Source organism: Winogradskyella ludwigii (assembly GCF_013403985.1).
Lineage (GTDB): Bacteria > Bacteroidota > Bacteroidia > Flavobacteriales > Flavobacteriaceae > Winogradskyella > Winogradskyella ludwigii.
Genome location: NZ_JABFDF010000008.1, coordinates 136,847 through 162,259, shown reverse-complemented (window position 1 = coordinate 162,259; position 25,413 = coordinate 136,847). Strand labels below are relative to the sequence as shown.

The 25,413-nt window shown below is 32.3% G+C and carries 24 protein-coding genes; 8 read left to right on the top strand and 16 right to left on the bottom strand.

Annotated elements, in window-relative coordinates; translation table 11 throughout:
* The first annotated feature begins 22 nt into the window (after positions 1 to 22).
* Positions 23 to 1,516, top strand: a complete 1,494-nt coding sequence (locus HM981_RS16915; RefSeq protein WP_179339983.1) for a DUF389 domain-containing protein — start codon at positions 23 to 25, stop codon at positions 1,514 to 1,516.
* 29 nt (positions 1,517 to 1,545) lie between these two features.
* Here the strand turns inward: HM981_RS16915 and HM981_RS16910 are convergent, their stop codons facing one another.
* Both HM981_RS16910 and HM981_RS16905 read right to left on the bottom strand, forming a co-directional pair.
* Entirely contained in the window at positions 1,546 to 2,316 is a 771-nt protein-coding gene (locus HM981_RS16910; RefSeq protein ID WP_179339982.1) for an ABC transporter ATP-binding protein, read from the bottom strand.
* 2 nt (positions 2,317 to 2,318) lie between these two features.
* Positions 2,319 to 3,056, bottom strand: coding sequence for an MlaE family ABC transporter permease (locus HM981_RS16905; RefSeq protein ID WP_179339981.1), 738 nt, complete (start codon positions 3,054 to 3,056; stop codon positions 2,319 to 2,321).
* Between the two features lie 111 nt (positions 3,057 to 3,167).
* Here HM981_RS16905 and pafA point away from each other — a divergent pair, with 111 nt between their 5' ends.
* A complete protein-coding gene (gene pafA, locus HM981_RS16900; protein WP_179339980.1) occupies positions 3,168 to 4,835 on the top strand; it encodes an alkaline phosphatase PafA in 1,668 nt (555 codons plus the stop codon).
* Between the two features lie 9 nt (positions 4,836 to 4,844).
* The gene (locus HM981_RS16895) at positions 4,845 to 5,651 is read left to right on the top strand and encodes a DNA/RNA non-specific endonuclease (protein WP_179339979.1); all 807 of its coding nucleotides are present in this window, start codon (positions 4,845 to 4,847) and stop codon (positions 5,649 to 5,651) included.
* Between the two features lie 47 nt (positions 5,652 to 5,698).
* On the opposite strand, the gene HM981_RS16890 is transcribed toward HM981_RS16895, so the two are convergent.
* The 4 genes from HM981_RS16890 to gcvP all read right to left on the bottom strand — a co-directional run bounded on the left by HM981_RS16890 (position 5,699) and on the right by gcvP (position 11,235).
* Complete coding sequence (locus HM981_RS16890) at positions 5,699 to 6,547, bottom strand: glycosyltransferase family 2 protein (RefSeq protein ID WP_179339978.1); 849 nt, start codon at positions 6,545 to 6,547, stop codon at positions 5,699 to 5,701.
* 50 nt (positions 6,548 to 6,597) lie between these two features.
* Entirely contained in the window at positions 6,598 to 7,137 is a 540-nt protein-coding gene (locus HM981_RS16885) for a class I SAM-dependent methyltransferase (protein ID WP_179339977.1), read from the bottom strand.
* A 32-nt stretch (positions 7,138 to 7,169) separates the two neighbouring features.
* Positions 7,170 to 8,228 (bottom strand): 3-oxoacyl-ACP synthase III family protein, encoded by a 1,059-nt coding sequence (locus tag HM981_RS16880; RefSeq protein WP_179339976.1) that lies wholly within the window; start codon positions 8,226 to 8,228, stop codon positions 7,170 to 7,172.
* 157 nt (positions 8,229 to 8,385) lie between these two features.
* Complete coding sequence (gene gcvP, locus HM981_RS16875; protein WP_179339975.1) at positions 8,386 to 11,235, bottom strand: aminomethyl-transferring glycine dehydrogenase; 2,850 nt, start codon at positions 11,233 to 11,235, stop codon at positions 8,386 to 8,388.
* 313 nt (positions 11,236 to 11,548) lie between these two features.
* On the opposite strand from gcvP, the gene HM981_RS16870 reads away from it, so the two are divergent.
* The gene (locus HM981_RS16870; protein ID WP_179339974.1) at positions 11,549 to 12,385 is read left to right on the top strand and encodes a UbiA prenyltransferase family protein; all 837 of its coding nucleotides are present in this window, start codon (positions 11,549 to 11,551) and stop codon (positions 12,383 to 12,385) included.
* Here the strand turns inward: HM981_RS16870 and HM981_RS16865 are convergent.
* From HM981_RS16865 to HM981_RS16820, 10 genes are all read right to left on the bottom strand, one after another.
* Positions 12,368 to 12,625, bottom strand: coding sequence for a hypothetical protein (locus HM981_RS16865; protein ID WP_179339973.1), 258 nt, complete (start codon positions 12,623 to 12,625; stop codon positions 12,368 to 12,370). The genes HM981_RS16870 and HM981_RS16865 overlap by 18 nt on opposite strands.
* A 5-nt stretch (positions 12,626 to 12,630) precedes the next feature.
* Entirely contained in the window at positions 12,631 to 13,185 is a 555-nt protein-coding gene (locus tag HM981_RS16860) for a sigma-70 family RNA polymerase sigma factor (RefSeq protein WP_179339972.1), read from the bottom strand.
* 55 nt (positions 13,186 to 13,240) lie between these two features.
* Entirely contained in the window at positions 13,241 to 14,134 is an 894-nt protein-coding gene (locus HM981_RS16855) for a TIGR01777 family oxidoreductase (protein ID WP_179339971.1), read from the bottom strand.
* A 2-nt stretch (positions 14,135 to 14,136) separates the two neighbouring features.
* Positions 14,137 to 14,523, bottom strand: a complete 387-nt coding sequence (locus HM981_RS16850) for a hypothetical protein (RefSeq protein WP_179339970.1) — start codon at positions 14,521 to 14,523, stop codon at positions 14,137 to 14,139.
* A 358-nt stretch (positions 14,524 to 14,881) separates the two neighbouring features.
* Entirely contained in the window at positions 14,882 to 15,703 is an 822-nt protein-coding gene (locus HM981_RS16845; protein WP_179339969.1) for a DCC1-like thiol-disulfide oxidoreductase family protein, read from the bottom strand.
* A 146-nt stretch (positions 15,704 to 15,849) separates the two neighbouring features.
* Positions 15,850 to 16,353 carry a GbsR/MarR family transcriptional regulator gene (locus HM981_RS16840; RefSeq protein ID WP_179339968.1) on the bottom strand — a complete coding sequence of 168 codons (504 nt, stop codon included), beginning with the start codon at positions 16,351 to 16,353 and terminating at the stop codon, positions 15,850 to 15,852.
* Between the two features lie 46 nt (positions 16,354 to 16,399).
* Positions 16,400 to 17,182, bottom strand: coding sequence for a hypothetical protein (locus HM981_RS16835; RefSeq protein ID WP_179339967.1), 783 nt, complete (start codon positions 17,180 to 17,182; stop codon positions 16,400 to 16,402).
* Between the two features lie 27 nt (positions 17,183 to 17,209).
* The gene (locus HM981_RS16830; protein ID WP_179339966.1) at positions 17,210 to 19,240 is read right to left on the bottom strand and encodes a M3 family metallopeptidase; all 2,031 of its coding nucleotides are present in this window, start codon (positions 19,238 to 19,240) and stop codon (positions 17,210 to 17,212) included.
* A 166-nt stretch (positions 19,241 to 19,406) separates the two neighbouring features.
* Positions 19,407 to 19,886 (bottom strand): 5-(carboxyamino)imidazole ribonucleotide mutase, encoded by a 480-nt coding sequence (gene purE / locus HM981_RS16825; protein WP_179339965.1) that lies wholly within the window; start codon positions 19,884 to 19,886, stop codon positions 19,407 to 19,409.
* Between the two features lie 218 nt (positions 19,887 to 20,104).
* Complete coding sequence (locus HM981_RS16820) at positions 20,105 to 21,259, bottom strand: 5-(carboxyamino)imidazole ribonucleotide synthase (RefSeq protein WP_179339964.1); 1,155 nt, start codon at positions 21,257 to 21,259, stop codon at positions 20,105 to 20,107.
* Between the two features lie 155 nt (positions 21,260 to 21,414).
* Between HM981_RS16820 and HM981_RS16815 the strand changes: the two genes are divergently transcribed.
* From HM981_RS16815 to HM981_RS16800, 4 genes are all read left to right on the top strand, one after another.
* Positions 21,415 to 22,524: an adenylate kinase gene (locus HM981_RS16815; protein WP_179340009.1), complete on the top strand. Its 1,110-nt coding sequence runs from the start codon at positions 21,415 to 21,417 to the stop codon at positions 22,522 to 22,524.
* Positions 22,525 to 22,609: 85 nt separating this feature from the next.
* Positions 22,610 to 23,608, top strand: a complete 999-nt coding sequence (gene obgE, locus HM981_RS16810; protein WP_179339963.1) for a GTPase ObgE — start codon at positions 22,610 to 22,612, stop codon at positions 23,606 to 23,608.
* 8 nt (positions 23,609 to 23,616) lie between these two features.
* Positions 23,617 to 24,330 (top strand): ion transporter, encoded by a 714-nt coding sequence (locus HM981_RS16805; RefSeq protein ID WP_179339962.1) that lies wholly within the window; start codon positions 23,617 to 23,619, stop codon positions 24,328 to 24,330.
* A 70-nt stretch (positions 24,331 to 24,400) separates the two neighbouring features.
* Positions 24,401 to 25,390 (top strand): T9SS type A sorting domain-containing protein, encoded by a 990-nt coding sequence (locus tag HM981_RS16800; RefSeq protein WP_179339961.1) that lies wholly within the window; start codon positions 24,401 to 24,403, stop codon positions 25,388 to 25,390.
* The last annotated feature ends 23 nt before the right edge of the window (positions 25,391 to 25,413 follow it).

Sequence of the window (25,413 nt, the reverse complement as noted above, 5' to 3'; positions counted from 1 at the left end):
TCTAAATTCTGATTTTAGAACCATGAGTGAAGAAAATAAATTTAACTTTTCTGAGGAAGAGGAGCAGCGTATCACTAACGAAATGAATAAGGATAAAGCTGTTGAAGAAAAGAAAGATGCTATTAAAAAAGATGCACAAGGCCTATTTGCAAGTGTGAAAACTTTTTTGAGTGAACTTCTAGATTTTAGAGAAGACACAGATAGAGACGCTACCATTACGGCTATAAAAGCAGATATTTCGTTTAAGGGAGCAACGGCTTGGATTTTGGTCTGTTCTATTTTTGTGGCATCTATTGGTCTTAACGCAGATTCTACAGCAGTTGTAATTGGTGCCATGTTAATTTCACCATTAATGGGACCTATTTTAGGTATAGGGTTGTCTATTGCTATAAATGATATTGATACGTTAAGAAAATCACTTATCAACTTAGCCACCATGATTGTGCTAAGTTTATTAACGGCCTTTTTATTCTTTTGGTTATTTCCACTTAGTGAAGATACTAATGAATTAATGGGACGTATACGTCCAGATATTCGAGATGTACTTATTGCATTTTTTGGAGGTTTAGCCTTAATAATAGCGCGGACCAAAAAAGGAACTATAGCTTCTGTTATTTTTGGTGTGGCAATTGCTACAGCATTAATGCCGCCATTATGTACAGCGGGTTACGGACTTGCTATAGGAAATTGGGAGTATTTTGGTGGAGCCATGTTTTTGTTTACCATTAATACTATATTTATTGCATTAGCAACATTCTTGGTGCTAAAACTTTTACGTTTCCCGATGCTTAAATATGCTAATTCGGCAAAGCGTAAGCGTATTTCTAGAATTGCGATGGGTGTTGCCATTATTGTAATGATTCCTGCGATCTGGACATTTTTAACGGTATTACAAGAAAGTAAAATTGATAGAGCTTATAAGAGTTTTATTAATGATGAAATTACTGAAAATAGAAGTCTATGGCTATATGATGAAGATCTTGATATGGATACCAAAAAGATAAACTTATATTTTAACGGTGAAATTAGTGATGAAATAGTTACGGCTTGGCAAAATGCTAAGAATAAATCTGAAGATCTGAAAGGGTTTGAGCTAGTGGTTAATGCCAATAAAACAAGAAGTGTAGATCGTATGGCGCAGTCATTAGATAGAGCTTATGCCGATTTAGATAGAAAAGATAATGTGATTGATGGTCTTCAAAAACAATTAGAAGAACTGAAAGTAAATATCTCTAATTTAAATAGAGTTATAGAATCTAAAAATACAAATGGAAATGCAGTCTCATTTACTACGCTGTCTCGAAATGCTAAAGTTAAGTTTAGTGACTTAGAATTTTTTGGGTATGCAAAAATGCTTGAATCTAAAGATTTTATTAATATAGATACCACTACTGTCGCTAATGTTAGATGGAAAGTATCGTTGCCAGATAGTACTGTTTATACAAGAGAAAGAGAACTTCAAAAATGGCTTAAAAACGAGCTGAAAGTAGATACTGTTTTTATCAAAAGAAATTAAAACCTAAATAATATTGAAAAGGGTGCTAATTATTTAGCATCCTCTTCAAGGTACATTTTACGTACTTTTCTAAATAATTCTGAAGAATAGACGAAGTCAGTAACGGCTTCGTTTTCAGTTTTAAATATAGTTTCATTAGAGCCTTCCCATTCTAATAATCCATCTTTTAGGAATACAATTTTCTTTCCTATTTCCATTACAGAATTCATATCATGTGTATTAATCACTGTAGTAATATCAAATTCTTCAGTGATTTCTTGAATTAAGTTATCAATTACTATAGCTGTTTTAGGATCTAGACCAGAGTTTGGTTCATCACAAAATAAAAATTTAGGTCTATTTACAATTGCTCGTGCAATGGCAACCCGTTTTTGCATACCTCCAGAAGCTTCACTTGGCTTTTTATTATGAGCGTTATCCAAGTTTACACGTTTTAAAACAATGTCTACACGATCTTCCATTTCGCTTTTACTTTGTTTAGTAAACATGCGCAGCGGAAACATTACATTTTCGGCAATAGTCATAGAATCAAAAAGTGCACTTCCTTGGAAAACCATTCCCATTTCTGAACGTAAACTCGTTTTTTCATTTCTCGTTAATTTGCTAAAATTTCTACCTTCATAACAAATAGAGCCTTCTTCATATTCAAACAATCCCAAGAGACATTTTAGAAATACTGTTTTACCAGATCCACTTTGTCCAATAATTAAATTAGTTTTTCCTTTGTCAAAAGACGTTGTAATGCCTTTCAAAATATGAGCATCTCCAAACGATTTATGTAAGTTTTTAACCTCTATCATAATTATCCAAGTAATAAGCTGGTTAATAAAAAGTTAACAAGAATAACCATAACGCTAGTCCATACAAATGATGTTGTACTAGCTTTACCAACTTCTAAAGCTCCTCCTTTCATAAAGTAGCCGTAATAGGATGGGATGGTTGCTAATAAGAACGCAAAAACAAAAGTTTTTACAAAAGCATATATAAAGTGAAATGGAATAAAGTCCATTTGTACTCCTTCAAGATAATCTTCCATTGTACCATAACCACCATATACACAAGCCATAAGTCCGCCTAGAATACCAAGAAACATAGCAATAGAAATCACAAATGGATATAGTGTTAATGCAATAAATTTAGGAAAGACAAGATAGTTAATAGCGTTTATGCCCATAACTTCTAAAGCATCAATTTGTTCTGTAACACGCATAGTACCAATACTAGATGTGATAAAAGAACCTACTTTACCTGCCATAATTATAGAGATAAAAGTGGGAGCAAATTCTAAAATAATAGATTGGCGCGTTGCAAAACCAACTAAGGATTTTGGCATTAATGGACTCGTCATGTTTAACGAGGTTTGAATGGCTACAACACCACCAACGAAAAATGAAATAAAGGCTACAATTCCTAAGGAGCCAATAATTAGGTCATCAATGTCTTTTAGTATTAAAGGTTTCATCACGGACCATTTTGTTGGTCTGCGAAAAATATCTTTAATCATTATAAAATAGGTTCCTATATTTTGTAGGTAAGTCATCTTAAAATTTATTAATGCTAAAGTATAAAAAATGATTAGTTATTAATGTTAATTTAAACTAAGATAATTTTAAAATTGTACTTTTGAGACTCAAAATAATGTTTTATTCAAATGAAAAATTTCTTCACTTTAGTTGCTGCTCTATTTTTATTTATATCCTGCGGAGCACAAAGCAACACTACAGATTCTAAAAGTCAAAAGACAACTATAGAAACTAACGAAGGGCCAAAATTAGTGGTTGGTATTGTAGTAGATCAAATGCGTTATGATTATTTAACACGTTTTCAATCTAAATTTGGTGATGGTGGTTTTAATCGTATGATTAGTGAAGGTTTTAACTGTAAAAACAACCATTTTAATTATGTGCCAACATATACAGGTCCAGGACATGCCTCTGTTTATACAGGAACAACACCAAAAACCCATGGTATTATAGGTAATAACTGGTACGATAAGGAAACTAAAGAAATGGTGTATTGTGCAGGCGATGATAATGTGACTTCTGTAGGAACAGAAAATAGAGCAGGTAAGATGTCACCACACAGAATGCAAACAACAACCTTTGGAGATGAGAATAGACTTTTTACTCAAATGAAAGGTAAAACAATAGGAGTTTCTCTAAAAGATAGAGGCGCAATTTTACCTGCTGGACATACAGCAAATGCAGCCTATTGGTTTCATGGTAGAGATGAAGGGAGTTGGATTTCAAGTTCGTTTTATATGAATGAATTACCACAATGGGTTAAGGATTTTAATATTTCGGAAAAAGCAGAATCGTATTTAAAAGAATGGGATACGTATTATGATATAACAACGTATACGGAAAGTGGAGTTGATGAGAATACTTTTGAAGGTGGATTTAAAGGCAAAGACAAAGCCACCTTTCCTTATGATTTAAAAACCTTAAGTAAAGACAACAGAGGTTTTGATATTTTAAAGGCAACACCTTACGGAAATAGTTTAACCACAGATTTTGCAATGGCTGCCATTAAAGCTGAAAATTTAGGACAAGATAATATTACAGATGTGTTAGCGGTTAGTTTTTCTGCGACGGATTATGTAGGTCATAATTTTGGTGTTAATTCTAAGGAAGTTCAGGATACTTACATTCGTTTAGATAAAGATTTAGAACGTTTATTTAATTATTTAGATTCAACAGTTGGATCTGGAGAGTATACTGTTTTCTTAACCGCAGATCATGGTGCTGTAGATGTGCCTTCTTATTTAAATTCTGTAAAAGTGCCTGCAGGTTATGTAGATAACAAGGGTAGAAAAGTTAAATTAAATGCTTTTTTAAATACAACTTACGGAACAAAAGATATTGTAGAAAATATTAGTAACGATCAAATATTCTTAAATAGAGCTAAAGTAAAAGAGTTAGGTCTAAAGCTTAGTGATGTTCAAGATGCTATTGCAATGGAGGAGTTAAGTTATGCAAGCGTATCTAAAGTTTATACAGCAACTACTATGAGTACAACGAGTTTTTCAAAAGGAGTAGAAGAATTATTACAAAATGGTTTTAACCAAAAGCGTTCTGGTGACGTGATCTTAGTTAACGACGCTGCTTTTATTTCATATGGTAAAACGGGTTCTACACACGGAAGTGCATTAAATTATGATACTCATGTGCCATTATTATTTTTTGGAAAAGGCATTAAACATGGTGAAACATTTACTAAAACTGTAATTCCGGATATTGCACCTACAATTTCTGCGTTGTTGGGAATTAGTTTTCCTAATGGAGCTTCTGGTGAGCCTTTAGGATTTGTGATTGATTAATTTATAGATTTGAAAAGAAAACCAATTTACACCATACTTGCCATTATCATAGTTATTGGCATATATAGCTACGAACATTTTTTAAATTCTGAAGAAAAAGCCGAAATTGTAAGTGAAGGCCAAACCGTTAAAGAAAGTACCAACGAGTACTTTTTACCTACGAGTACAACAAATCAAATTATACACCATCAAAATTATTCTTTGTCTTATAATGAAGCTCATGAACAAGCCGAATGGGTGGCTTATGAGTTAAAAACATCTCATTTAAGTTCTACAAATCGTAAAAGACCCTATTTTGAGATTGATGGAGCCGTAAAAACAGGAGCTGCACATTGGCGCAATTATAAAAAATCGGGTTACGATAAAGGTCATTTATGTCCTGCAGGAGATAGACGCTTTACAAAAGAAGCCCATGATGAAACCTTTTTAACAAGTAACATAACTCCGCAAGAACATAAGTTTAATGCTGGAGTTTGGAACCGATTAGAACAAAAAGTAAGGTATTGGGCAAAAAAAAATAATGGTGTTTTTGTAGTTACTGGAGGTGTTTTAGAATCTAATTTAAAATCCATTGGAGATGAAAATGTTTCTGTACCTAATCAATTTTATAAAGTGATTTTAGATAACACAAATGGAGACGTTAAGATGATAGCCTTTTTAATGAATCATAAAGATTCAAATTTACCATTGTACAAATTTGTAGTTTCAGTTGATGAGGTTGAGGGGTTAACAGGAATTGATTTCTTTCCGGAACTAGAGGATAATATAGAAAATAAATTAGAAGCTTCTAGTAGCTATAAGCGTTGGAGTTTTTAATAAAAGTCAAATGTGTTTTGTGATGCTTAATGATATTAAGTATACAATTATAGGAACTTACTTTTAATCCCTTTCCAGCGTAAATCCCTTATAAATTTTCCTTCATCTTTAGAAACAAGAAATTCTATTTTATTAGATTTAGCTCTAAAATAGCCAGACATATAATCTTTAAATAATCTGAAACTTCCTTTTTTGTTCGCTAGTTTAATTGCCGAAATTAAAGTGATCGAAAATCCATAGCGCATTTTATACATAGCCTCACCTTGCATGTACTTAGAGGCTTTATTGTAAGATTGTCCTGTAGGTTTTAAATGCTTTACATGAAGTGTTTCATCTGTTAGAATTCCCCAACCATGATATTTGGCTAATAGCTCATCAACGGTGTCCCAACCCATGGATGGTTTTAAGTGACCTATTTGGTTAAAGCAGTCTTTTCGGTAGGCTTTTAAAGCCCCTCTTATATGGTCTTTATTGGTTAAGTTTTCGAGAATCCATTTGTTGTTTTTTTCAACATAGCAGAAACCAGAAGCCATACCTAATTTGGTATTGGCCTTAAAATGATTAGCTATTTTTTCTAAATAGTCTTTAGGGAAAATAAGATCGGCATCAAACTTACAGATTATGTCGTAATCATTGTCTAGAACAGCTAGACCTTTATTAAAGGCATTAATAATTTTTGATCCAGGTAAATGCTTATTAGAAGATGTTGAGTTTAAAACAGAGATATATGGATGTGTTGAAGCGTAATCTTCACAGATACGTTGTGTTTGGTCTGTTGAGTTGTCATTCACGACAATCACTGCTTTTGGAAGCAAAGTTTGTTGTACTAAAGATTCTAAAGTTTTACCAATGTAATCTTCTTCGTTATGTGCCGGAATGATGATGTGGAAATTCAAAGTTTAAGATTTAAAATTCAAAGTTAAACTTTTAATACTTCAAACATTAGTTATAAAGAATTGGAATTTGAAGCTCTTTCAGCATAAACAATATAGTAACGCGGAGTAAAACGTCTTAATATTGGTCTAACACCGAGTTTATTTACAGGGTTAGTCCATTTCTGTCTATCTATAATATTCCAACCTGTTTTTTCTAAAAGCCAATCGAGTTGCCAGTCTTCAAATTCATGATAATGTCTGTCTCGCATATCTGTTTTACTTCTATAGGCAGAAGCAAACCACAACTTTAGTGGTACACTGATCAAAATCTTATCTGCTTTAATAGATTTTAAAACTTCATAAGGAGATAAAAAATGTTCAAAAATTTCAAAAGCGGTTACAACTTTAGCGGAAGAGTTTTCAATTTCAGACCGTTCTTCATCTAAATCTTCTCCTGAGGTATTTTCAACTGAAAACCCTTCAGAAATCATAATTTCAGAAAACGGATTTTTAACTCCCAAATCTAAGATTGATTCTGATGTATTAACGTGTTTTTTTAGAAACTGAAGTGTGAGCTTAAATCGCTTATTAGGATATGTTTTTTCGTACATATTAGTTTTCTGAGAAATCGGAAACCTTTTAGTTAATATTGATATACAATGGCATTGATATTCATACCAGCACCAACGCTAGCAAACATAATAATATCACCTTTGTTTATTTCTTGATTTTCTAATTCTCCTTTTAAAATTGAATCTAATAATGTAGGTATGGTTGCGACACTAGAATTACCAAGTCTATTGATTGTCATTGGCATAATCCCTTCAGGCATTTTCATGTCGTACAATTTATAAAATCGCTTAACAATGGCCTCATCCATTTTTTCATTAGCTTGATGGATGAGTATTTTTTTGACATCATTTATAGAATGTCCACTTTTTTCAAGACACGATTGTAACGCCTTAGGAACATTAGTAATAGCAAATTCGTAAATTTTACGACCATACATTTTAATGTATCTACGATCTGCTTTAGTTTCCGGATTGTTGGTTTCACCAAAGTAGATAAAATGAGCTTCATCTAAAGTATAAGTCGCTGTTTCGTGCGCTAGAATACCACCTTCTTCATCGCTATCTTCTACTATTACTGCACCAGCTCCATCACTGTAAATCATAGAATCTCTATCATGTTCATCTATAACCCTAGATAGTGTTTCTGTTCCAATAACCAAACAACGCTTAGCAATGCCTGACGCTATAAAAGCTTTGGCTTGTATAACACCTTCTATCCAACCTGGACAACCAAAAAGTAAATCGTAACCAACACATTTTGGGTTTTCAATTTGCAATAAATGCTTAACACGAGACGCTATACTTGGTACAGTATCACTTTGTTCTGCATTGTGTTTTACGTCTCCATAATTATGTGCTACAATGATATAATCGATAGTTTCTTTATCAATTTTAGCATCTTCAATGGTTTTTTGTGCTGCGAAAAAGGCAATATCAGAATTTACTAAATCTTCTTTAACATAACGACGTTCTTGTATTCCTGTAATAGCTTTAAATTTTTCTACAATAATTTCATTAGTGCTATTAATAGGAGATCCATCTGCATTCAAAAACTGATGATTATAAAAATCCGAATTCTTTTTTATGGTAGTGGGAATAAAACTTCCAGTACCTATTATTTTAATTGCCATCGTTATTTCTTTTCGTATTTACGAAACTAATTAATATTATAGAGTTTTCTATAATTTACAGTTTTAATGCTTTAATTTTTAGTGAATTCGTAATTATTAGCATTCATAATTTATAAAACACAAAAAAAAGCAAGTATAATGATTTTTTAAAAGTCTATTACGCATCCATATAAGCTTCGATTGGTGCACAGCTACAGATTAAGTTACGATCTCCGTAAGCATCATCTACACGTCTTACACTTGGCCAAAATTTATTATCACTTACAAATTCCAATGGAAAGGCAGCAGCTTTTCTACTGTATGGTAATACCCACTCATCAGACGTTAACATGTCTAAGGTGTGAGGTGCATTTTTTAGGACGTTATTAGGTTCATCTTTAGTGGTTGCATCAATTTCTTTTCGAATTGAAATCATGGCATCACAAAAACGATCCATTTCTGCTTTGCTTTCGCTTTCAGTAGGTTCAATCATCATGGTTCCTGCAACAGGAAATGATACTGTAGGTGCATGGAAACCATAATCCATTAATCGTTTGGCTATATCTGTAACTTCTATACCATTGGCTTTAAAATCACGACAATCAATAATCATTTCGTGAGCAGCTCTTCCCATTTCTCCAGAATATAATGTTGGATAAGATCCTTCTAAGCGCTCTTTAATATAGTTGGCATTTAGTATCGCAACTTCGGTTGCTTTCTTTAAACCACCATAACCTAACATTTTGATGTAACCATAAGAAATTAGACAAGCTAATGAAGATCCAAAAGGAGCTCCAGAAATCGCAGAAATAGCTTGATGACCACCTGTTTTAACAATTGGGTTTCCTGGTAAAAATGGTACTAATTGCTTAGCAACACAAATAGGGCCAACTCCTGGTCCACCACCTCCATGAGGAATAGCAAAAGTTTTATGTAAGTTTAAGTGGCAAACATCTGCACCAATATTTCCAGGATTAGTTAAGCCTACTTGTGCATTCATATTGGCACCATCCATATAGACTTGGCCACCGTTATCGTGAATAATTTGTGTAATATCTTTAATTGCAGATTCGTAAACTCCATGTGTAGATGGATATGTTACCATGATAGCTGCAAGATTATCTTTATGTAATTCTGCTTTCTCTCTTAAATCATCAACATCGATGTTTCCATTATCAGAAGCTTTAGTTACAACCACTTTCATACCAGCCATAACTGCACTTGCAGGATTTGTTCCGTGAGCAGATGATGGAATTAAACAAATGTTTCTGTGATGATCTCCACGAGATTCGTGATAAGCTCTAATAACCATTAAGCCTGCAAATTCACCTTGAGCACCAGAATTTGGTTGTAATGATGTAGCTGCAAAACCAGTGATTTCTGATAATTGATTTTCTAATGCATTCAACATTAATTTATAACCTGTAGCCTGATCAGTGGGTACAAATGGGTGTATATTTCCCCAACTTGGCCAACTTAATGGTAGCATTTCTGAAGCTGCATTTAATTTCATAGTACAAGAACCTAATGAAATCATAGAGTGATTAAGTGCTAAATCTTTTCGTTCTAAACGTTTGATGTAACGCATAAGTTCCGTTTCAGAATGGTAGCTGTTAAAAACATCTACAGTTAAAAAATCGGATTGACGTTTTAGGTGATCTGGTATTGTTTTAATTTTCGAAAGTGATTCAATCTTATCTGTTGTCTGTCCTGTAACAGTTTCAAAAATTGAAATAATATCATTTAAGTCTGAAATTGTAGTGGTTTCATTAATAGAAATAGTAACCGTATTGGTATCTGGATAATGAAAATTCACTTCTTTTTTCTCTGCTTCATATTTTACTTTAACCGCGTCTGCTTTTATTTGAAGCGTATCAAAGTAATGTGAATTCACTTGTTCTAGTTCTAACTTAGCTAAAGCAGTTGCTAATGTTGCCGTAGAGTTCTTAACTTTATCTGCAATAAAACTTAGACCTTTTGGACCATGGTAAACAGCATACATTCCTGCCATAACCGCTAAAAGTACTTGTGCAGTACAGATATTAGAGGTTGCTTTATCACGCTTAATGTGTTGCTCTCTAGTTTGCAATGCCATACGCAAAGCTCTATTGCCATTCACATCTTTAGATACTCCGATGATACGACCAGGAACATCACGTTTATAAGCTTCTTTAGTAGCAAAGTACCCAGCATGAGGTCCGCCGTAACCCATTGGGATTCCAAAACGTTGTGTGGTTCCAACAACAACATCAGCTCCAAATTTACCAGGTGCTTCAAGTTTTATTAAGCTTAGAATATCTGCTGCTACAGCTACTTTTACATTTTCTGCATTCGCTTTTTCTATAAATGATTTAATGTCTGTAATCTGTCCGTTTTTACCAGGATATTGTAATAAAGCACCAAAATACTCACTAGAAAGATTGTATTCTGCTTCATTACCAATAATTAGTTCTATCCCAATAGGGTTTGCTCTCGTTTCTAATAAAGCAATGGTTTGTGGTAAAACCATATCTGAAACAAAAAACTTGTTGACCTTAGCTTTCTTTTGGCTACGATCTCTCACAGCAAATAAAAGTGCCATAGCTTCAGCAGCCGCAGTACTCTCATCTAAAAGAGATGCATTAGCAATTTCCATACCTGTTAAGTCAATAACCATAGTTTGGAAATTTAACAAGGCTTCTAATCGACCTTGCGCAATTTCAGCTTGGTATGGTGTATATGCTGTGTACCATCCTGGATTTTCTAAAATGTTACGCTGAATAACGGCTGGTAAATTAGTTGGGTAATACCCTAAACCAATATACGTTTTGTAAACTTTATTATGTTGTGATAGTTTATTAATATGGGTAAGATACTCTTGCTCACTCAATGCAGCATCGAGATTCAAATCTTTTTCAAGACGTATATTGTCAGGAATAGTTTCGGTAACTAACTGCTCAATACTTTTAACACCAATAGTGTCTAGCATGGCTTGTTGGTCGTCTGAATTAGGGCCAATATGTCTGAGTGCAAATGAAGTAGTATCCATAAAGAAAAATATCGTTTTTTTAGTTCCACAAAAATAAGAATTTAGCTTGTTTTCGGTTAAGGATTATTATTTTTTTAACTGAATATTGATGGTTTATTTTTCTTATTTAAATTCAAAGAAAAAGAAGAAAAAGTTTTGCTCTAGATTTTTAAATTAGAGTTGTTTGTTTTTGTTGTTTTGTGCTTGAAGTTTAGTTGTTTAATAATGAAGCAGTACTTTTTTTACTAAACTTAAATCATGAGAATAGACTTTTGATAGCCGTATTTTTTGAATTTGAAATGGTATTAAATAACACATTGCCTATTTTTGTTTTATGCAAGTTGTAAAACGCATTTTTCATTTTTATTTAAATAGTAGCGTCCATGTCGCATTTGCAGCTTCTGCAATGGCTTGGGTTACACTTGTAGAATTAAATTTGGCGTATGATAAATACCTTTTAAGTTTTATTTTTTTTGCGACTATTACAGGCTATAATTTTGTGAAATACTTTGGGCTTGCTAAGTTTCATCATCGCAGATTGGCAGGTTGGTTAAAAGTGATTCAGGTTTTTTCTTTTATCGCTTTTTTATCCATGTGTTATTTTGCTATTTATTTAGAAATTAACACGCTAACTCTTATAGGAATTCTTGGGCTTGTTACGTTCTTTTATGCCATACCTGTTATGATTCCAAAACATTACATGTTTGATAGTCACAAAAATTTACGACAAATTGGTGGGTTAAAAGTTTATGTTATCGCATTAGTTTGGACATTTTCTACCGTTTTTTTGCCTGTTGTAAATAATGCGATTTCTATAGATACAGATATTGTAATTATAGGAATTCAACGGTTTTGTTTTGTTCTTGTTATAATGCTACCTTTTGAAATTAGAGATTTGAATTATGACAGTTTAAAACTGGCTACTATTCCGCAAAAAATAGGTATAGAAAAAACGAAGATTTTTGGTGTTCTGCTTTTAACAGTGGTGATAATGTTGGAGTATGCTACAGAAGAATTAAGCGTGAATAACAAAGTTTCTACACTAATTATTGGGCTTGTAACGTTACTATTTCTGTTATTTTCAAATAAAAATCAGTCGCAATATTACAGTGCGTTTTGGGTAGAGAGTTTACCTATAATTTGGTTAGGTATTCTATTGATTATTAGTTAAGTCTTCTTCAAATTTCTTTTGAAGCTTTTCACGCTCTTCTAATTTTAAGCCGCTTACATGTGCTTTTTCTATTGCATCTGTAAGTTTGGAGTTACTCTTAGAGTACGATTTTGTAAACTTACACCACATTAAGCGAAGGCTAAGTTGCACTTGTTCCCAACCTGTAGCTTCCCCATATTGTACTTTATCGCAAATATGTTTTGCTTCGTCACAGCTAATAAATAAAAACTTTTTTTTCATCTCAATTAAAACCAATTTTTTTCCATGCAATCAGCTAATGCTGTTCTTGCTCGATGGATAATAACCCAAAGGTTAGACGCAGTAATATCTAATTCATTACAAATAGTTTCAGTATCGTAGCCTAAAATTGTTTTCATTTTAAAAACATCGGCCTGTTTTTCTGGTAATTTTTCTAAGCAATCGTAGATAGCATCACCTAATTCAGAATTTTCCAAAGTGTCTTCAGCTGTTTTATCAAAAGGGTCTGCAACACGTTCTTCTAGCCAATCGCCATCAGAATCTTCATTATTGTTATAATTCATTCTAACTTCAGCTTTGCCTTTATTAGAATTTATTTTTCTATAATGATCTATGATTTTTCGTTTTAAAATTGAAATTAGCCACGTACGTTCACTAGCCTCACCTTTAAAATTAACCATAGATTTTAACCCTGCCAAAAAGGTTTCAGAAATTAAATCTTGTGCAATCTCTCTATCATTCACACGCGTTATGGTGTAATTGAAGAGGTAATCGGAATACTGTTTTACCCAATTATTTGGGTTTATTAAGTGTTTAGGCATTGTTGATTTTCATTGCTGATCCAAAAATAAGTTAAAAAGTTGAGAATTAATTTAGTTATGTTAGATTACTTATAGCCTGTTCTATAGTTTGATGTTTAAATGTGAATTCTTTTTGAATTAATTTTTTAGGAATGACGTTTCTACTTTTTAGAACCAATTCAGGTTCTGTACCTATAATTTTTGCACCCAACTTGATGAGCCATTTTGGTTGGGGAATTCCGAAAGGAACTTTAAATGATCTTCTAAGTGTAGTCATTAATTTAGCATTTGTAGTTGGTTTTGGTGAAACAATGTTAAAGACTCCGTTGAGGTTGTTCTCTATTAAAAAATCAATAGCTCTTACAAAATCTGTTTCGTGAATCCAACTAACTTTTTGTTTGCCATGCCATTGTTTTCCTCCTAATCCAAATTTTGTTAATTGTTTTAGAGGGATTAATGCACCTCCGTTTTTACCTAATACAATTGAGGTTCTTAAGATGACCTTTCTTGTCTGTGGTATTTTTATATTATTAAAAGCAGCTTCCCAAGATTTAGCAATATTCATAGAAAAGTCGTTACCAACATCACCGTTTTCTTCCGTCATTTGTTTTTGATATGAACCTTTATAAATTGTTGAAGTAGACATGTTAAGCCAAACCTTTGGTGGTTTTTTGCTTTTAAGAATTGCTTTTCCTAATACGTTAGTAGAATCTATACGAGAATCGTGAATAAGTTTTTTATTAGCTTCAGTATATCTACAATCTACAGATTTACCTGTAAGGTTGATGAGTGCATATGTACCCTCAAGTGCTTTGGTCCATTGGTCTAGATTTTTTGCGTTCCAGTAAATATGATTTGATTTGGTGGGTTTTCTAGTTAAGATTATAATGCCGTAACCATTAATTGTAAAATAGTTTTCTAAAACTTGGCCTAAGAAGCCAGTGCCTCCTGCTATGATGATTGTTTTCATGGTTAAGACGCTTTAGTTGTTGTGAATACTGATTTCGATTTTCTTCGTCCTCGAAAAAACAAGTATAGATTTAAGAATAACATCACGCCTAAATAGATAGTGAATCCACCAATTTTTTTACTCAATATTTCCATCAAGGTTTGATAGCTTATGGTTGAGTATGCGCTAGAGTAAATTTTCATAATATATAATGCGAATCCGATATTTATGAGGTAAAATCCAATTTCGAATAACTTATTGGTTGCTAATGCTATTTCTTCTTTGCCTTTAAAAATATCGATCATAAATATTTTGCCATTTTTAAATAGCATTTTAGAAATGTAAATTGTTAGTAAAATGACTATTGGTAAGTAAATAATGTAGCCGATAATGATTTTAGAATTTTCCATAATTTATTGATTTAAAAGTTTTTGTTTGTGAATGTATTTTAAAATAAAAATGTTGTTATAGTGCATTATTGCTAATGCGATGATAATTCTTCCTAAGGTTAGACTTAAAGAGTTGATGATGTCTGTTACGCTTTCTAAATGTTCCCAATAAGCAATAGTTAAGATGGCGTATCCAATATTTAGTAAGTAATAACCAATTAATAAGAGTTTATTAATACTGGTGACTAAGGGGCGGTTTTGGTTGAATAAATTCAGTAAAAAAACTTCGCCATTTTTATAAAACAGCCAGCCAACCTTAAGCATAATAAAACTAATTAGAGGTAAATACAAGAGATATGTTATGGCGTTGTAAGTCATCTTATAAAAATAAAATTAGTAGTGAAACGAGAAGGCGGTAAAGTATCCAAGTTGCAGATAAATGCTTTGGTAACGCTAATAGTTTAATACGTCTTATATGCTCACACAACATAAATGAGACTGTTAGCCCAAACCAAAAAAGTAATGCTATTTGTGGTAGTTCTATGATTGGGTTTAGGATTAATACAGGAATCAATATGAAACTTCCCACCAGTGAAATAGTCATAAGATTACCAAAGTAATTCAGTTGCTTTTTAAAGTTTAATTTTGAAATGAATAAAGCTTGAAACCCAATTTGACCGAATGCAATTAAACTTTCTCTTAATAAATTAGATGCCGGAATTATAGTAATTAATTTACTGAATTTAAAGAGTACAATACTTGTAATGATGGCTGCAAATACAATATAAATTAACCTGTATTTAGTATTAAAACTTGGTACACACTGTAACGTTTCTGTTTTGTCTATTTTACTCGGGATAATTACTTTTCTATTATATGAAATGAATGCATATAATTTTTTGAGTCCAAACTTTATAGGTTTAAAATTCCCTATGCTTTCTACTAGAGGTATTGAATGACCAATCACTTTAAGTAAACTATCTACTCCATAAATTACTGTTTTGCTTTGGTTGTCAAAAAGAGCAATTTCGTTTGAAGCTCTATTTAAATCTATGAAATTTTGTTCTTCATCAGTTAAATTGCAAAAGGCTTTTCTACCATTATGATCTAACATTTTAGTTTTTATGAATCCACTTGTATAAACATTGCATAATGGGCAATCTCTGTCGTAAAGTAAGGTTTGGTTTTGTAGTGTTTTCATTCTTTTTGTTTGTTTTAAACTTTCAGAAAATACTGAAAGTTTTATTTAAAAAAAATATAATCTTATTTCCTTTGTTTTTGTTTATTGCTTTTCAATTGTCATATAGAGCATTCATTTAATAATCTTTATTGAGATTATTAGTTGGGCTATTTAATCAGCTTCATAACTGATTTTGTTAACCAATTCTGTTTCTGATTGACCATTTTATTCATTAAGGTATCTAAGTCTTGTGTAAGTAGATTTAAAGCTTTGGTTTGTTTTATTAACTCTTTTGTTTTTTCCGTGCCATCATCTTTAATAGAAGAGACGTCTTCTAAAACTTTTATTACAGGTCTTATTTCTCTTCTGCTTCGTTCTTTTGCGATAATACGTGCTAATTCTTGTACATCTTTTTCGGTAGTAAAGAATTCTTTTCGTTCACCAGAAACTAAAACTTTAGTAACAATTCCCCAATCCATTAATTGTCTTAAATTCATACTCGTATTACCACGAGAAATTTTAAGCTCTTCCATAACCTCTTCCATAGACAGTGGTTTGGTAGAAATAAAAAGCAATGCTTGTATTTGTGCCATAGCTTTGTTTATGCCCCAAAGTGACCCTAAACTTCCCCAAGTACTAATAAACTTTTCTTTTGCTTCTTGATATTCCATACGCAAATATATAATAATTTTTGAACTTTCAGTAACTATTGAAAGTTTATTTTATTTGATAATGAATATGGTCGTCGTGTCTTACTGCTTGGCAGCCGGTAAATCTAATTTTAGATTGATGACGTAATCCCAAAGATTGTTTAAGATGAGGTTCTATAAATATCTTTTCCGTTGTTGGGATTGATAGTAGTTGTTCTATTAATAATTTAGTGTTTTTAAGATCTAGTTCTTCATTGTTAATAGTGCCAAGGGTAAGATATTTAGTGAAATCATATTGCCAATACCCTTTTTTTATACAATTTACAGAGGTGTGATTATGATTAGAGTTAGCATAAACACCATAACCAGAAACAGAGGGTTTTTTATTGATTGAATTTCCATCTTTATCTAAATACATCAACGAAATATCTATCTTTTTTCCATCATTATGACTTAAATGCGGAAGCAAAGGGAATCCATTAGTAAAAGGAAAGTTAGCATCTAAATAAGTAATCTTAATATTTGATGCAGCTAAAGTATGAGCAGAGTTTTCTAATTCACTTTTTAAATCTGGATTAACGTAATTTCTAAACGCTAATGGATAAAACCAATTATGAGGTTTCAAATTCTCTTTAAATGTTGGTAGTTTTTCTCGTCCTAAATAAGATGCAATAGGTGGAATAATTACGAGATTGAAGAGTAGATAAAGTAAAGGGAAAACAATGCGCTTTCCCTTTTTTATTTTATATGAAATAATAATAGCAAGCAACCATATTAATCCACCAACTTGAGTAATTGTTGTTAAAATTATAACGATGATAATGTGTCCAATACATTTTAATAGTTTCATAAATATTGAACGCATAAGCTTCTCATTTTATTTCAACAAGCCAGCACGTCTCAATAAGGCTTCAGGTTTTGGTTCTTGTCCTCTAAATTTTTTATATAAAGTCATTGGGTTTTCAGTTCCACCTTGAGATAAAACAAAAGTTTTAAATTTATCAGCAACCGTTTTATTGAAAATGCCTTCTTCTTTAAAGTATTCAAAAGCATCGGCATCCAAAACTTCGGCCCATTTGTAACTGTAATAACCAGAAGAATATCCACCTTGAAATATATGAGAGAATGCTGTGCTCATGCAATTCTCAGCAACATCTGGATATAAACTTGTATCACCAAAAGCTTTAACTTCGTAAGCTTTTACATCTTTAATTTCTGAAGGGTCAACACCATGCCAAGACATGTCTAATAATCCAAAGCTTAACTGACGTAGTGTTTGCATACCTTCGTGAAACGTCGCAGAGGCTTTAATTTTTTCAATCAATTCCATCGGAATCACTTCACCTGTTTCATAATGCGTAGCAAATAACTCTAAGGCTTCTTTTTCGTAACACCAGTTTTCTAGCACCTGACTTGGTAATTCGACAAAATCCCAATACACACTTGTTCCCGATAAACTTGGGTAAGTTGTGTTGGCTAACATGCCGTGAAGTCCGTGACCAAATTCATGAAACAAGGTAGTAACTTCATTAAACGTTAATAAAGAAGGTTTACTTTTTGTTGGTTTAGTGAAATTACAAACGTTAGAAATGTGTGGTCTTTCGTTTTTACCATCTTTAATCATTTGCGGTTTGTATGAGGTCATCCATGCTCCGTTTCGTTTTCCTGCTCTTGGAAAAAAGTCAGCATAGAATATAGAAACTAATTCGCCATCAGCATCTGTAACTTTATAAGTTAAAACATCTTCGTGGTATTTATCAATGGTATCAATTTCTTCAAATTGTAATCCAAATAATTTTTCAGCAACGGTAAAAGCACCGTTAATAACGTTTTCTAATTTGAAATAAGGCTTCAACTGTTCATCATCTAAATTGAATAATTTTTGTTTCAATTTTTCAGAATAATAACCAGAATCCCATTTTTGAAGTTGGTCAATATCATCTAAATCTTTAGCAAAATCTTCAAGTGCTTTAAATTCATCTTTAGCAGCAGGTTTTGCTTTTTCTAATAATTCATTTAAAAAAGACGTTACTTTTTCTGGCGTTTGTGCCATACGTTCTTCTAAAACAAAATGTGCATGCGTTTTATAGCCTAAAAGTTGAGCGCGCTCAAAACGTAGCTTTGCAATTTTAAGAACGATATCTTGATTGTCTAATTCATTATTCTGAAATCCTTTTCTACCAAAAGCCTTAGAGAGTTCTTCTCTTAATTTTCTATTGTCCGTATACGTCATAAACGGAATATAACTTGGGTAATCTAACGTAATTAACCAACCGTCTTTATCCTTGCTTTCTGCTAATTGCTTAGCGGCTTCTTTTGCACCTTCAGGCAAACCTGAAAGATCGTTTTCGTTGGTAAGGTGTAATTCGTAAGCGTTGGTTTCGGCAAGAATATGTTCGCCAAATTTTAATTTTAATTGACTTAATTCTTTGTCAATCGCTCTTAGTTTGGTCTTTTTGTCTTCAGCTAAATTTGCTCCGTTTCTAGAGAATCCTTTATATCTTTTATCAAGAAGTGTTGCTTGTTCTGTAGTTAAATCTAAAGTAGATTTAGAATCGTAAACTGCTTTTACACGTTTAAATAAAGCTTCATTTAAAGTGATGTCATTACCAAATTCTGATAAAAGTGGTGAAACTTCTTGTGCTATTTTCTGAATTTCATCATTAGTTTCAGCTGAATTCAAATTGAAGAAAATACTAGAAAGACGATCTAATTCTTCGCCAGAATAATCTAAGGCTTCTATTGTATTTTTAAAAGTTGGTGCTTCAGTGTTTGTTGTTATAGCATCTATTTCAGCTTTAGATTTTTTAATGCCTTCTTTAAAAGCCGGTAAATAATCTTCTGTTTTTATTTCTGAAAAAGGGGCTGTGTTATATGGTGTGTTGAATGCTTTATTAAGAATTGTCATAAATTCAAATTTTAAATTAAGTATTTGATTAACAATATTTTAACTTTGTGTTTTGTAATCAAAAGTTCAATATTTAATATCTTTGCAGTACTAATACGTAGATTAAGAATATACGAGATTAGAATTGATTAATAGCTAAGAAGCCTTGACGAAAGTTGAGGCTTTTTTATAAACCCTTAGCAGAATCAATAACCTTTGCTTTCAACCCTTCCTTATAATCTACTATTTTGTTTAAAATACTTTGGTCTGCACTACCTAATATCTGAGCCGCTAAAATCCCAGCGTTTTTAGCGCCATTAAGAGCTACAGTTGCTACAGGAACTCCGCCTGGCATTTGTAAAATAGATAATACAGAATCCCAACCGTCAATAGAATTACTACTTTTTACAGGCACTCCAATAATTGGTAATGGTGATAAAGAGGCAACCATACCTGGTAAATGTGCAGCTCCACCAGCACCAGCGATAATAACTTTGATACCTCTAGTGTGTGCGTTTTTACTGAAATCGAATAACTTTTCGGGTGTACGATGTGCAGAAACGATATCAACTTCAACTTCAATATCAAATTCTTTTAATATATCTATAGCGTCTTGCATTATTGGCATGTCGCTGTTACTTCCCATTATTACGGCTACTTTACTCATTCTCTGTGTTGATTATTTTTTGATAATATTACTTTTGGTATCCTTGGTTATAGGGTACAAAATGATGATACCAAAGTTAAGGCAACTAAGGTAGTAATACCAATTTTTTTGAATCTGTTAACAGAAAGTAATAAAATAGGTTTTGGTCTTTCTTAAAGTTGAAATGTAATGATTTGCTAAATGAAATAATAAAACTATTGAAGGTGCTTAAACTTTAGTTATTCACTGATAACTTCGATCATTTGTTTTACTTGTCCTGCAATTTCTCGTGCTACTACAATATCTTTATTTACAATAGTAACATGCCCCATTTTTCTAAAAGGCCGTGTTTGCTTTTTACCATAAATGTGAGGTGTAACGCCGTCCATAGCTAAAATGTTTTCTATATTCTTATAGACTACATTACCAGTATAACCTTCTGCGCCTACAAGATTTACCATAACACCAGCGACTTTACTTTCTGTATTACCAAGAGGTAATCCTAAGACACATCTAATTTGTTGTTCAAATTGAGACGTGTAGCTTGCTTCAATACTGTAATGGCCAGAGTTATGTGGTCTTGGTGCAACTTCGTTTACTAAGATTTCATCGTTTTCAGTCTGAAACATTTCAACAGCCAATAAACCAACGTGTTTAAAAGTAGAAGCGACCTTTAAAGCGACTGCTTCTGCTTTTTTTGCAATGGCATCAGGAATACGAGCCGGACAAATAACATATTCAACTTGGTTAGCTTCTGGATGAAATTCCATCTCTACCACAGGATATGTTTTTACATCTCCTTTTTCGTTTCTCGCAACGATGACAGCTAATTCATTTTTAAAAGGAATTAACTTTTCGGTGATACATTCTACATTGGGTAAATCACTTAAATCCGAAAGACTTCTAACCACTTTTACACCTGTGCCATCATAACCAAATCGCGCACTTTTCCATACAAAAGGATAGCTTAATCCTCCATTGTCAACCGCTTCATCAATTTCAGAAGTGTAAGCAAATCTTGAAAATTCAGCAGTTGGAATGTCATTATCGCGATAAAATAATTTTTGAGTCGCTTTATTATGAATGGTTCTTAATGTTTTAGAAGAAGGGAAAACTTTTACACCTTCTTTTTCAAGGGTTTCTAAGGCATCAACATTAACGTTTTCAATTTCAAAAGTTAAAACATTTACTTTTTTTCCGAAGTCTACAACGGTTTGGTAATCCATTAAATCACCAATAGTAAATTCATCGCAAGCGAGTCGTGATGGTGCTTCTGGACTAGGATCTATAACGCAAGTGTAAATATCAAATTTGCGTGTGTCAGAGAGCATCATTTTACCAAGTTGACCACCACCAAGAATACCGAGTTTGAAATTAGAAGAAAAATAGTTCATACTTATTTTCCAGAGAATTGGAAATGTTTTTTAAAATTCGACCTTATTTACCACAAAAATAAACTAAAAATGATACATACTTCTAAATTCGTAAATCAAAAAATGGGCAATCGGCTATCAAATATGTATCTTTGCAATTCTAAAATATGATAACTGTGATAAAGCTTCACGATTTATACTTCAAACCGTTTATATCTGCAAAAGAAATAGATATTGCTGTCCAAAAAATGGCAGATGATATCGCAGCTGATTTAGGTGACGAAGTACCCGTTTTTATTGGAATTTTGAATGGTTCATTTATGCTAGTGAGCGATTTTGTAAAGAAATACCCAAAAGCATGTGAGGTTACTTTTATTAAACTAGCGTCTTATGAAGGTGTAAAGTCTACTGAAGACATTCAACGTCTTATTGGATTGACTCAGGATTTAACAGATAGAACCGTTGTTATTTTAGAAGATATTATAGATTCTGGAAATACATTAGAAGAAGTACATCGTATTTTTGAAAATGAAAATGTAAAACAATTACTCATTGCAACTTTGTTTTACAAACCTGAAGCTTACAGCAAAGATTTTAAACTTCATTATATTGGTAAAGAAATTTCAGATAAATTTATCGTGGGCTATGGACTAGATTACGATGGTTTAGGAAGAGATTTACCAGATGTATATCAATTAAAAACCACACAACATATGACGAACATAGTACTATTTGGCCCTCCAGGTGCAGGTAAAGGAACGCAAGCTAATTTCTTAAAAGAGAAATACGATTTAATACACATCTCTACAGGTGATGTTTTTAGATATAATATCAAAAACAAAACCGCTTTAGGAATGTTAGCAAAATCTTTTATAGACAAAGGAGAATTAGTGCCAGATCAAGTTACTATTGATATGTTGAATAAAGAGGTCGAGAAAAATGCCGATGCCAATGGTTTTATTTTCGATGGTTTTCCAAGAACAAATGCACAAGCTAAAGCATTAGATGAGTTAATGGATAACAAAGATTCTCAAATAGATGCTATGGTAGCACTTGAGGTTGATGATGAGGTTTTAGTTAAACGTTTACTTGAAAGAGGAAAAACAAGCGGAAGACCTGATGATGCCGACGAGAGTATTATAAGAAACCGAATTAAAGAATATTACAATAAAACAGCGATATTAAAAGACTATTATTCTGCTCAAAATAAATATTTTGGTGCTGATGGTGTTGGTAGTATTGAAGAAATTACAGTGCGATTAAGTACTGTAATTGATAAATTGTAAGACGTTATTGAGTTCTAATCATAAGAACTTAAACAAAGCATAATATTTTAACTAATAAGATTCCCATGTTTATGGGAAGGTAAGTATGACTGAAGGAAATTTTGTTGATTACGTAAAAATGCACGTATCTTCTGGTAATGGAGGTAAAGGATCTGCGCATTTGCATCGCGAAAAATATATAATGAAAGGTGGACCAGATGGAGGAGATGGAGGTCGTGGAGGTCACGTAATTATTCGCGGTAACTCTAACCTTTGGACACTTATTCACTTAAAGTTTAAAAGACACTTTAAAGCAGGTCATGGTTCTCATGGTAGTTCTGGGAGATGTACAGGTGCAGACGGAGAAGATACTTACATAGATGTGCCATTGGGTACTGTAGTAAGAGATTCTGAATCGGATACTATTTTATTCGAAATCACGGAAGAAGGTGAAGAAAGGATCGTTGCTCAAGGTGGTATGGGAGGCCGAGGAAACTGGCATTTTAAAAATTCAGTAAATCAAACTCCGCGTTATGCACAACCTGGTATTCCACTTGAAGAAAGTGATATTACTTTAGAATTAAAAGTATTGGCAGATGTTGGCCTAGTAGGTTTTCCTAATGCAGGTAAATCAACGTTACTTTCTGTTTTAACTTCTGCAAAACCTAAAATTGCAGATTATGAGTTTACAACATTAAAGCCCAACTTAGGGATTGTAGAATATCGCGATTTTAAATCTTTTGTAATGGCAGATATTCCTGGTATTATTGAAGGTGCAGCAGAAGGTAAAGGTCTAGGATATTATTTCTTAAGACATATTGAACGTAATTCTATTCTATTGTTTTTAATTCCTGCAGATGCTGCAGATATTGTTAAGCAATATGAAATTTTAGTTGATGAATTAAGACGTTACAATCCTGAAATGTTAGATAAAGACCGTTTCGTTGTGGTATCAAAATCGGATATGTTAGATGACGAATTAAAAGGTGAAATATCTACAATTCTAGATAAAGATTTAGAAGCTGATTATATGTTTATCTCTTCTGTAGCACAACAAGGACTTACTCAGTTAAAAGATACGCTTTGGAAGATGCTTAATGTCTAAATTTTAGAATGAAAGCATATCTTAAAAATCTAGTAGAACTGAATGATAATAAAGAGAGCAAACGCTTTGCTTATTTCATTCAGTTTTTAATTGTTTTTTCGGTCATCACTTTTTCGATAGAAACATTACCAGATTTAAAGCCTCAAACACGATTAATCTTAAATGTAATTGAAGCATTTTGTGTTATCATTTTTACCTTTGAGTATCTAGCACGTATTTATGTTGCAGATAGTAAACCTAAATTTATTTTTAGTTTTTTCGGAATAGTAGATTTTCTGGCTATTCTACCATTTTATCTTTCTTTTGGTATTGATTTACGTTCCTTACGTTTACTTAGAATGTTCCGCTTATTTAGACTGTTCAAATTAGTACGCTATAATAAGGCGATGCGCCATTTTGCAAATGCAATGATACTAGCAAAAGAACAGATCATCTTATTTATGATTATTACCTTAATGCTTATCTATTTTACAGCTGTTGGCATTTATTATTTTGAAAACGAAGCACAACCAGAGCATTTTTCTTCTATATTTTCTAGTCTTTGGTGGTCTATAGTGACGTTAACAACAGTTGGTTATGGAGATGTTTATCCAATAACTGTTGGAGGTCGCATTTTTACATTTTTTATGTTATTAATAGGTTTAGGGGTTGTGGCTATTCCTACAGGTATTATTTCGTCTTCTTTGACGAAAGCTATTGAACCTGAGGAAGAAGGTAAGTAATTGTAGGGTTTGTAACCATCTTTTTTTGTAATTTGAAGCTCTTAAAATGAATCTTTTTAATCAGCTTTGTATGAAAAAAATATTACTCGTATTCTCTTTGTTTTTTGCTATTATTGGTTTTGGACAGTGTCCTGAAGGCAATGTTGTTTTCACTAGTCAAGCAGAAGTAGATAGTTTTGTGAGCTTATATCCAAATTGTGAATCTATAGATGGCTTTCTTATTGTATTAGGTAATGATGTTGTAGATGTTTCAGGATTATCTGAAATTAATTCTGTAGGAGGTCTTTCAATTACAGATACTTCTCTTGAAAATATGCAAGGATTAGATGCACTAACAATAACAAGCCTCAACGGTGAGGATTCTTTTATTGTTATAGATAATAATCCAATGCTTCAGGATATATTGTTTCTAAATAATTATATAGTTAATGTTCCTGTGGTATTTTTAATAAGAGATATGTCTGCACTAACTTCTTTAGATGGTGCAAGTAGTATCAGTGAATTTGTTACCATTTATTTAGAAAATAATGATGTATTAACTGATTTAGATGGTTTAAACGAAAACTTAAATATAAGTGGTGGAGTTCAAAACCCTTATTTATACCTCTCAGAAAACGCAATTTTGTCTGATATTTCACGATTGAATACAGCGCAATGGAATCCAGCTTTGACACTGGAAATTACTAATAATACGCAACTAACAGTTTGTGAGAATAACTTGGTCTGTTCAATCTTAAATGATAATTCTGGTATTATTTTAAATAATGCATCAGGTTGTAATTCAATTTCTGAAGTTATTATGGCATGCGAAAATTTATCTTTAGTTAAGGTTAAAAATAATCTAATCAATATTTATCCTAATCCAGTTTCAGATGTTCTTTTTATTTATGGATTAAATAATGAAAATTTTGAGTGTTTAAAAATTTATTCGAGTAATGGACAGAAAATTATTGAAACTAAGACTATGAGGTATGATATGTCTGTTTTGAAAGCTGGAATTTATTTTCTTGAAATTACAACCATCTTCGGGAGTTTAACAAAACTTGTTGTAAAGGAGTGATCTGTTTTTAGTAATTTTAAAGT

What these genes read in the sequence shown, in the direction of transcription:
- HM981_RS16910 (WP_179339982.1), bottom strand. Translation starts at nt 2,316, where the DNA reads ATGATAGAGGTTAAAAACTTACATAAATCGTTTGGAGATGCTCATATT.
- purE (WP_179339965.1), bottom strand. Translation starts at nt 19,886, where the DNA reads ATGAGTAAAGTAGCCGTAATAATGGGAAGTAACAGCGACATGCCAATA.
- HM981_RS16915 (WP_179339983.1), top strand. Translation starts at nt 23, where the DNA reads ATGAGTGAAGAAAATAAATTTAACTTTTCTGAGGAAGAGGAGCAGCGT.
- HM981_RS16870 (WP_179339974.1), top strand. Translation starts at nt 11,549, where the DNA reads ATGCAAGTTGTAAAACGCATTTTTCATTTTTATTTAAATAGTAGCGTC.
- HM981_RS16880 (WP_179339976.1), bottom strand. Translation starts at nt 8,228, where the DNA reads ATGGCAATTAAAATAATAGGTACTGGAAGTTTTATTCCCACTACCATA.
- gcvP (WP_179339975.1), bottom strand. Translation starts at nt 11,235, where the DNA reads ATGGATACTACTTCATTTGCACTCAGACATATTGGCCCTAATTCAGAC.
- HM981_RS16850 (WP_179339970.1), bottom strand. Translation starts at nt 14,523, where the DNA reads ATGGAAAATTCTAAAATCATTATCGGCTACATTATTTACTTACCAATA.
- HM981_RS16800 (WP_179339961.1), top strand. Translation starts at nt 24,401, where the DNA reads ATGAAAAAAATATTACTCGTATTCTCTTTGTTTTTTGCTATTATTGGT.
- HM981_RS16865 (WP_179339973.1), bottom strand. Translation starts at nt 12,625, where the DNA reads ATGAAAAAAAAGTTTTTATTTATTAGCTGTGACGAAGCAAAACATATT.
- HM981_RS16845 (WP_179339969.1), bottom strand. Translation starts at nt 15,703, where the DNA reads ATGAAAACACTACAAAACCAAACCTTACTTTACGACAGAGATTGCCCA.
- pafA (WP_179339980.1), top strand. Translation starts at nt 3,168, where the DNA reads ATGAAAAATTTCTTCACTTTAGTTGCTGCTCTATTTTTATTTATATCC.
- HM981_RS16860 (WP_179339972.1), bottom strand. Translation starts at nt 13,185, where the DNA reads ATGCCTAAACACTTAATAAACCCAAATAATTGGGTAAAACAGTATTCC.
- HM981_RS16830 (WP_179339966.1), bottom strand. Translation starts at nt 19,240, where the DNA reads ATGACAATTCTTAATAAAGCATTCAACACACCATATAACACAGCCCCT.
- HM981_RS16905 (WP_179339981.1), bottom strand. Translation starts at nt 3,056, where the DNA reads ATGACTTACCTACAAAATATAGGAACCTATTTTATAATGATTAAAGAT.
- obgE (WP_179339963.1), top strand. Translation starts at nt 22,610, where the DNA reads ATGACTGAAGGAAATTTTGTTGATTACGTAAAAATGCACGTATCTTCT.
- HM981_RS16835 (WP_179339967.1), bottom strand. Translation starts at nt 17,182, where the DNA reads ATGAAACTATTAAAATGTATTGGACACATTATCATCGTTATAATTTTA.
- HM981_RS16820 (WP_179339964.1), bottom strand. Translation starts at nt 21,259, where the DNA reads ATGAACTATTTTTCTTCTAATTTCAAACTCGGTATTCTTGGTGGTGGT.
- HM981_RS16840 (WP_179339968.1), bottom strand. Translation starts at nt 16,353, where the DNA reads ATGGAATATCAAGAAGCAAAAGAAAAGTTTATTAGTACTTGGGGAAGT.
- HM981_RS16885 (WP_179339977.1), bottom strand. Translation starts at nt 7,137, where the DNA reads ATGTACGAAAAAACATATCCTAATAAGCGATTTAAGCTCACACTTCAG.
- HM981_RS16855 (WP_179339971.1), bottom strand. Translation starts at nt 14,134, where the DNA reads ATGAAAACAATCATCATAGCAGGAGGCACTGGCTTCTTAGGCCAAGTT.
- HM981_RS16805 (WP_179339962.1), top strand. Translation starts at nt 23,617, where the DNA reads ATGAAAGCATATCTTAAAAATCTAGTAGAACTGAATGATAATAAAGAG.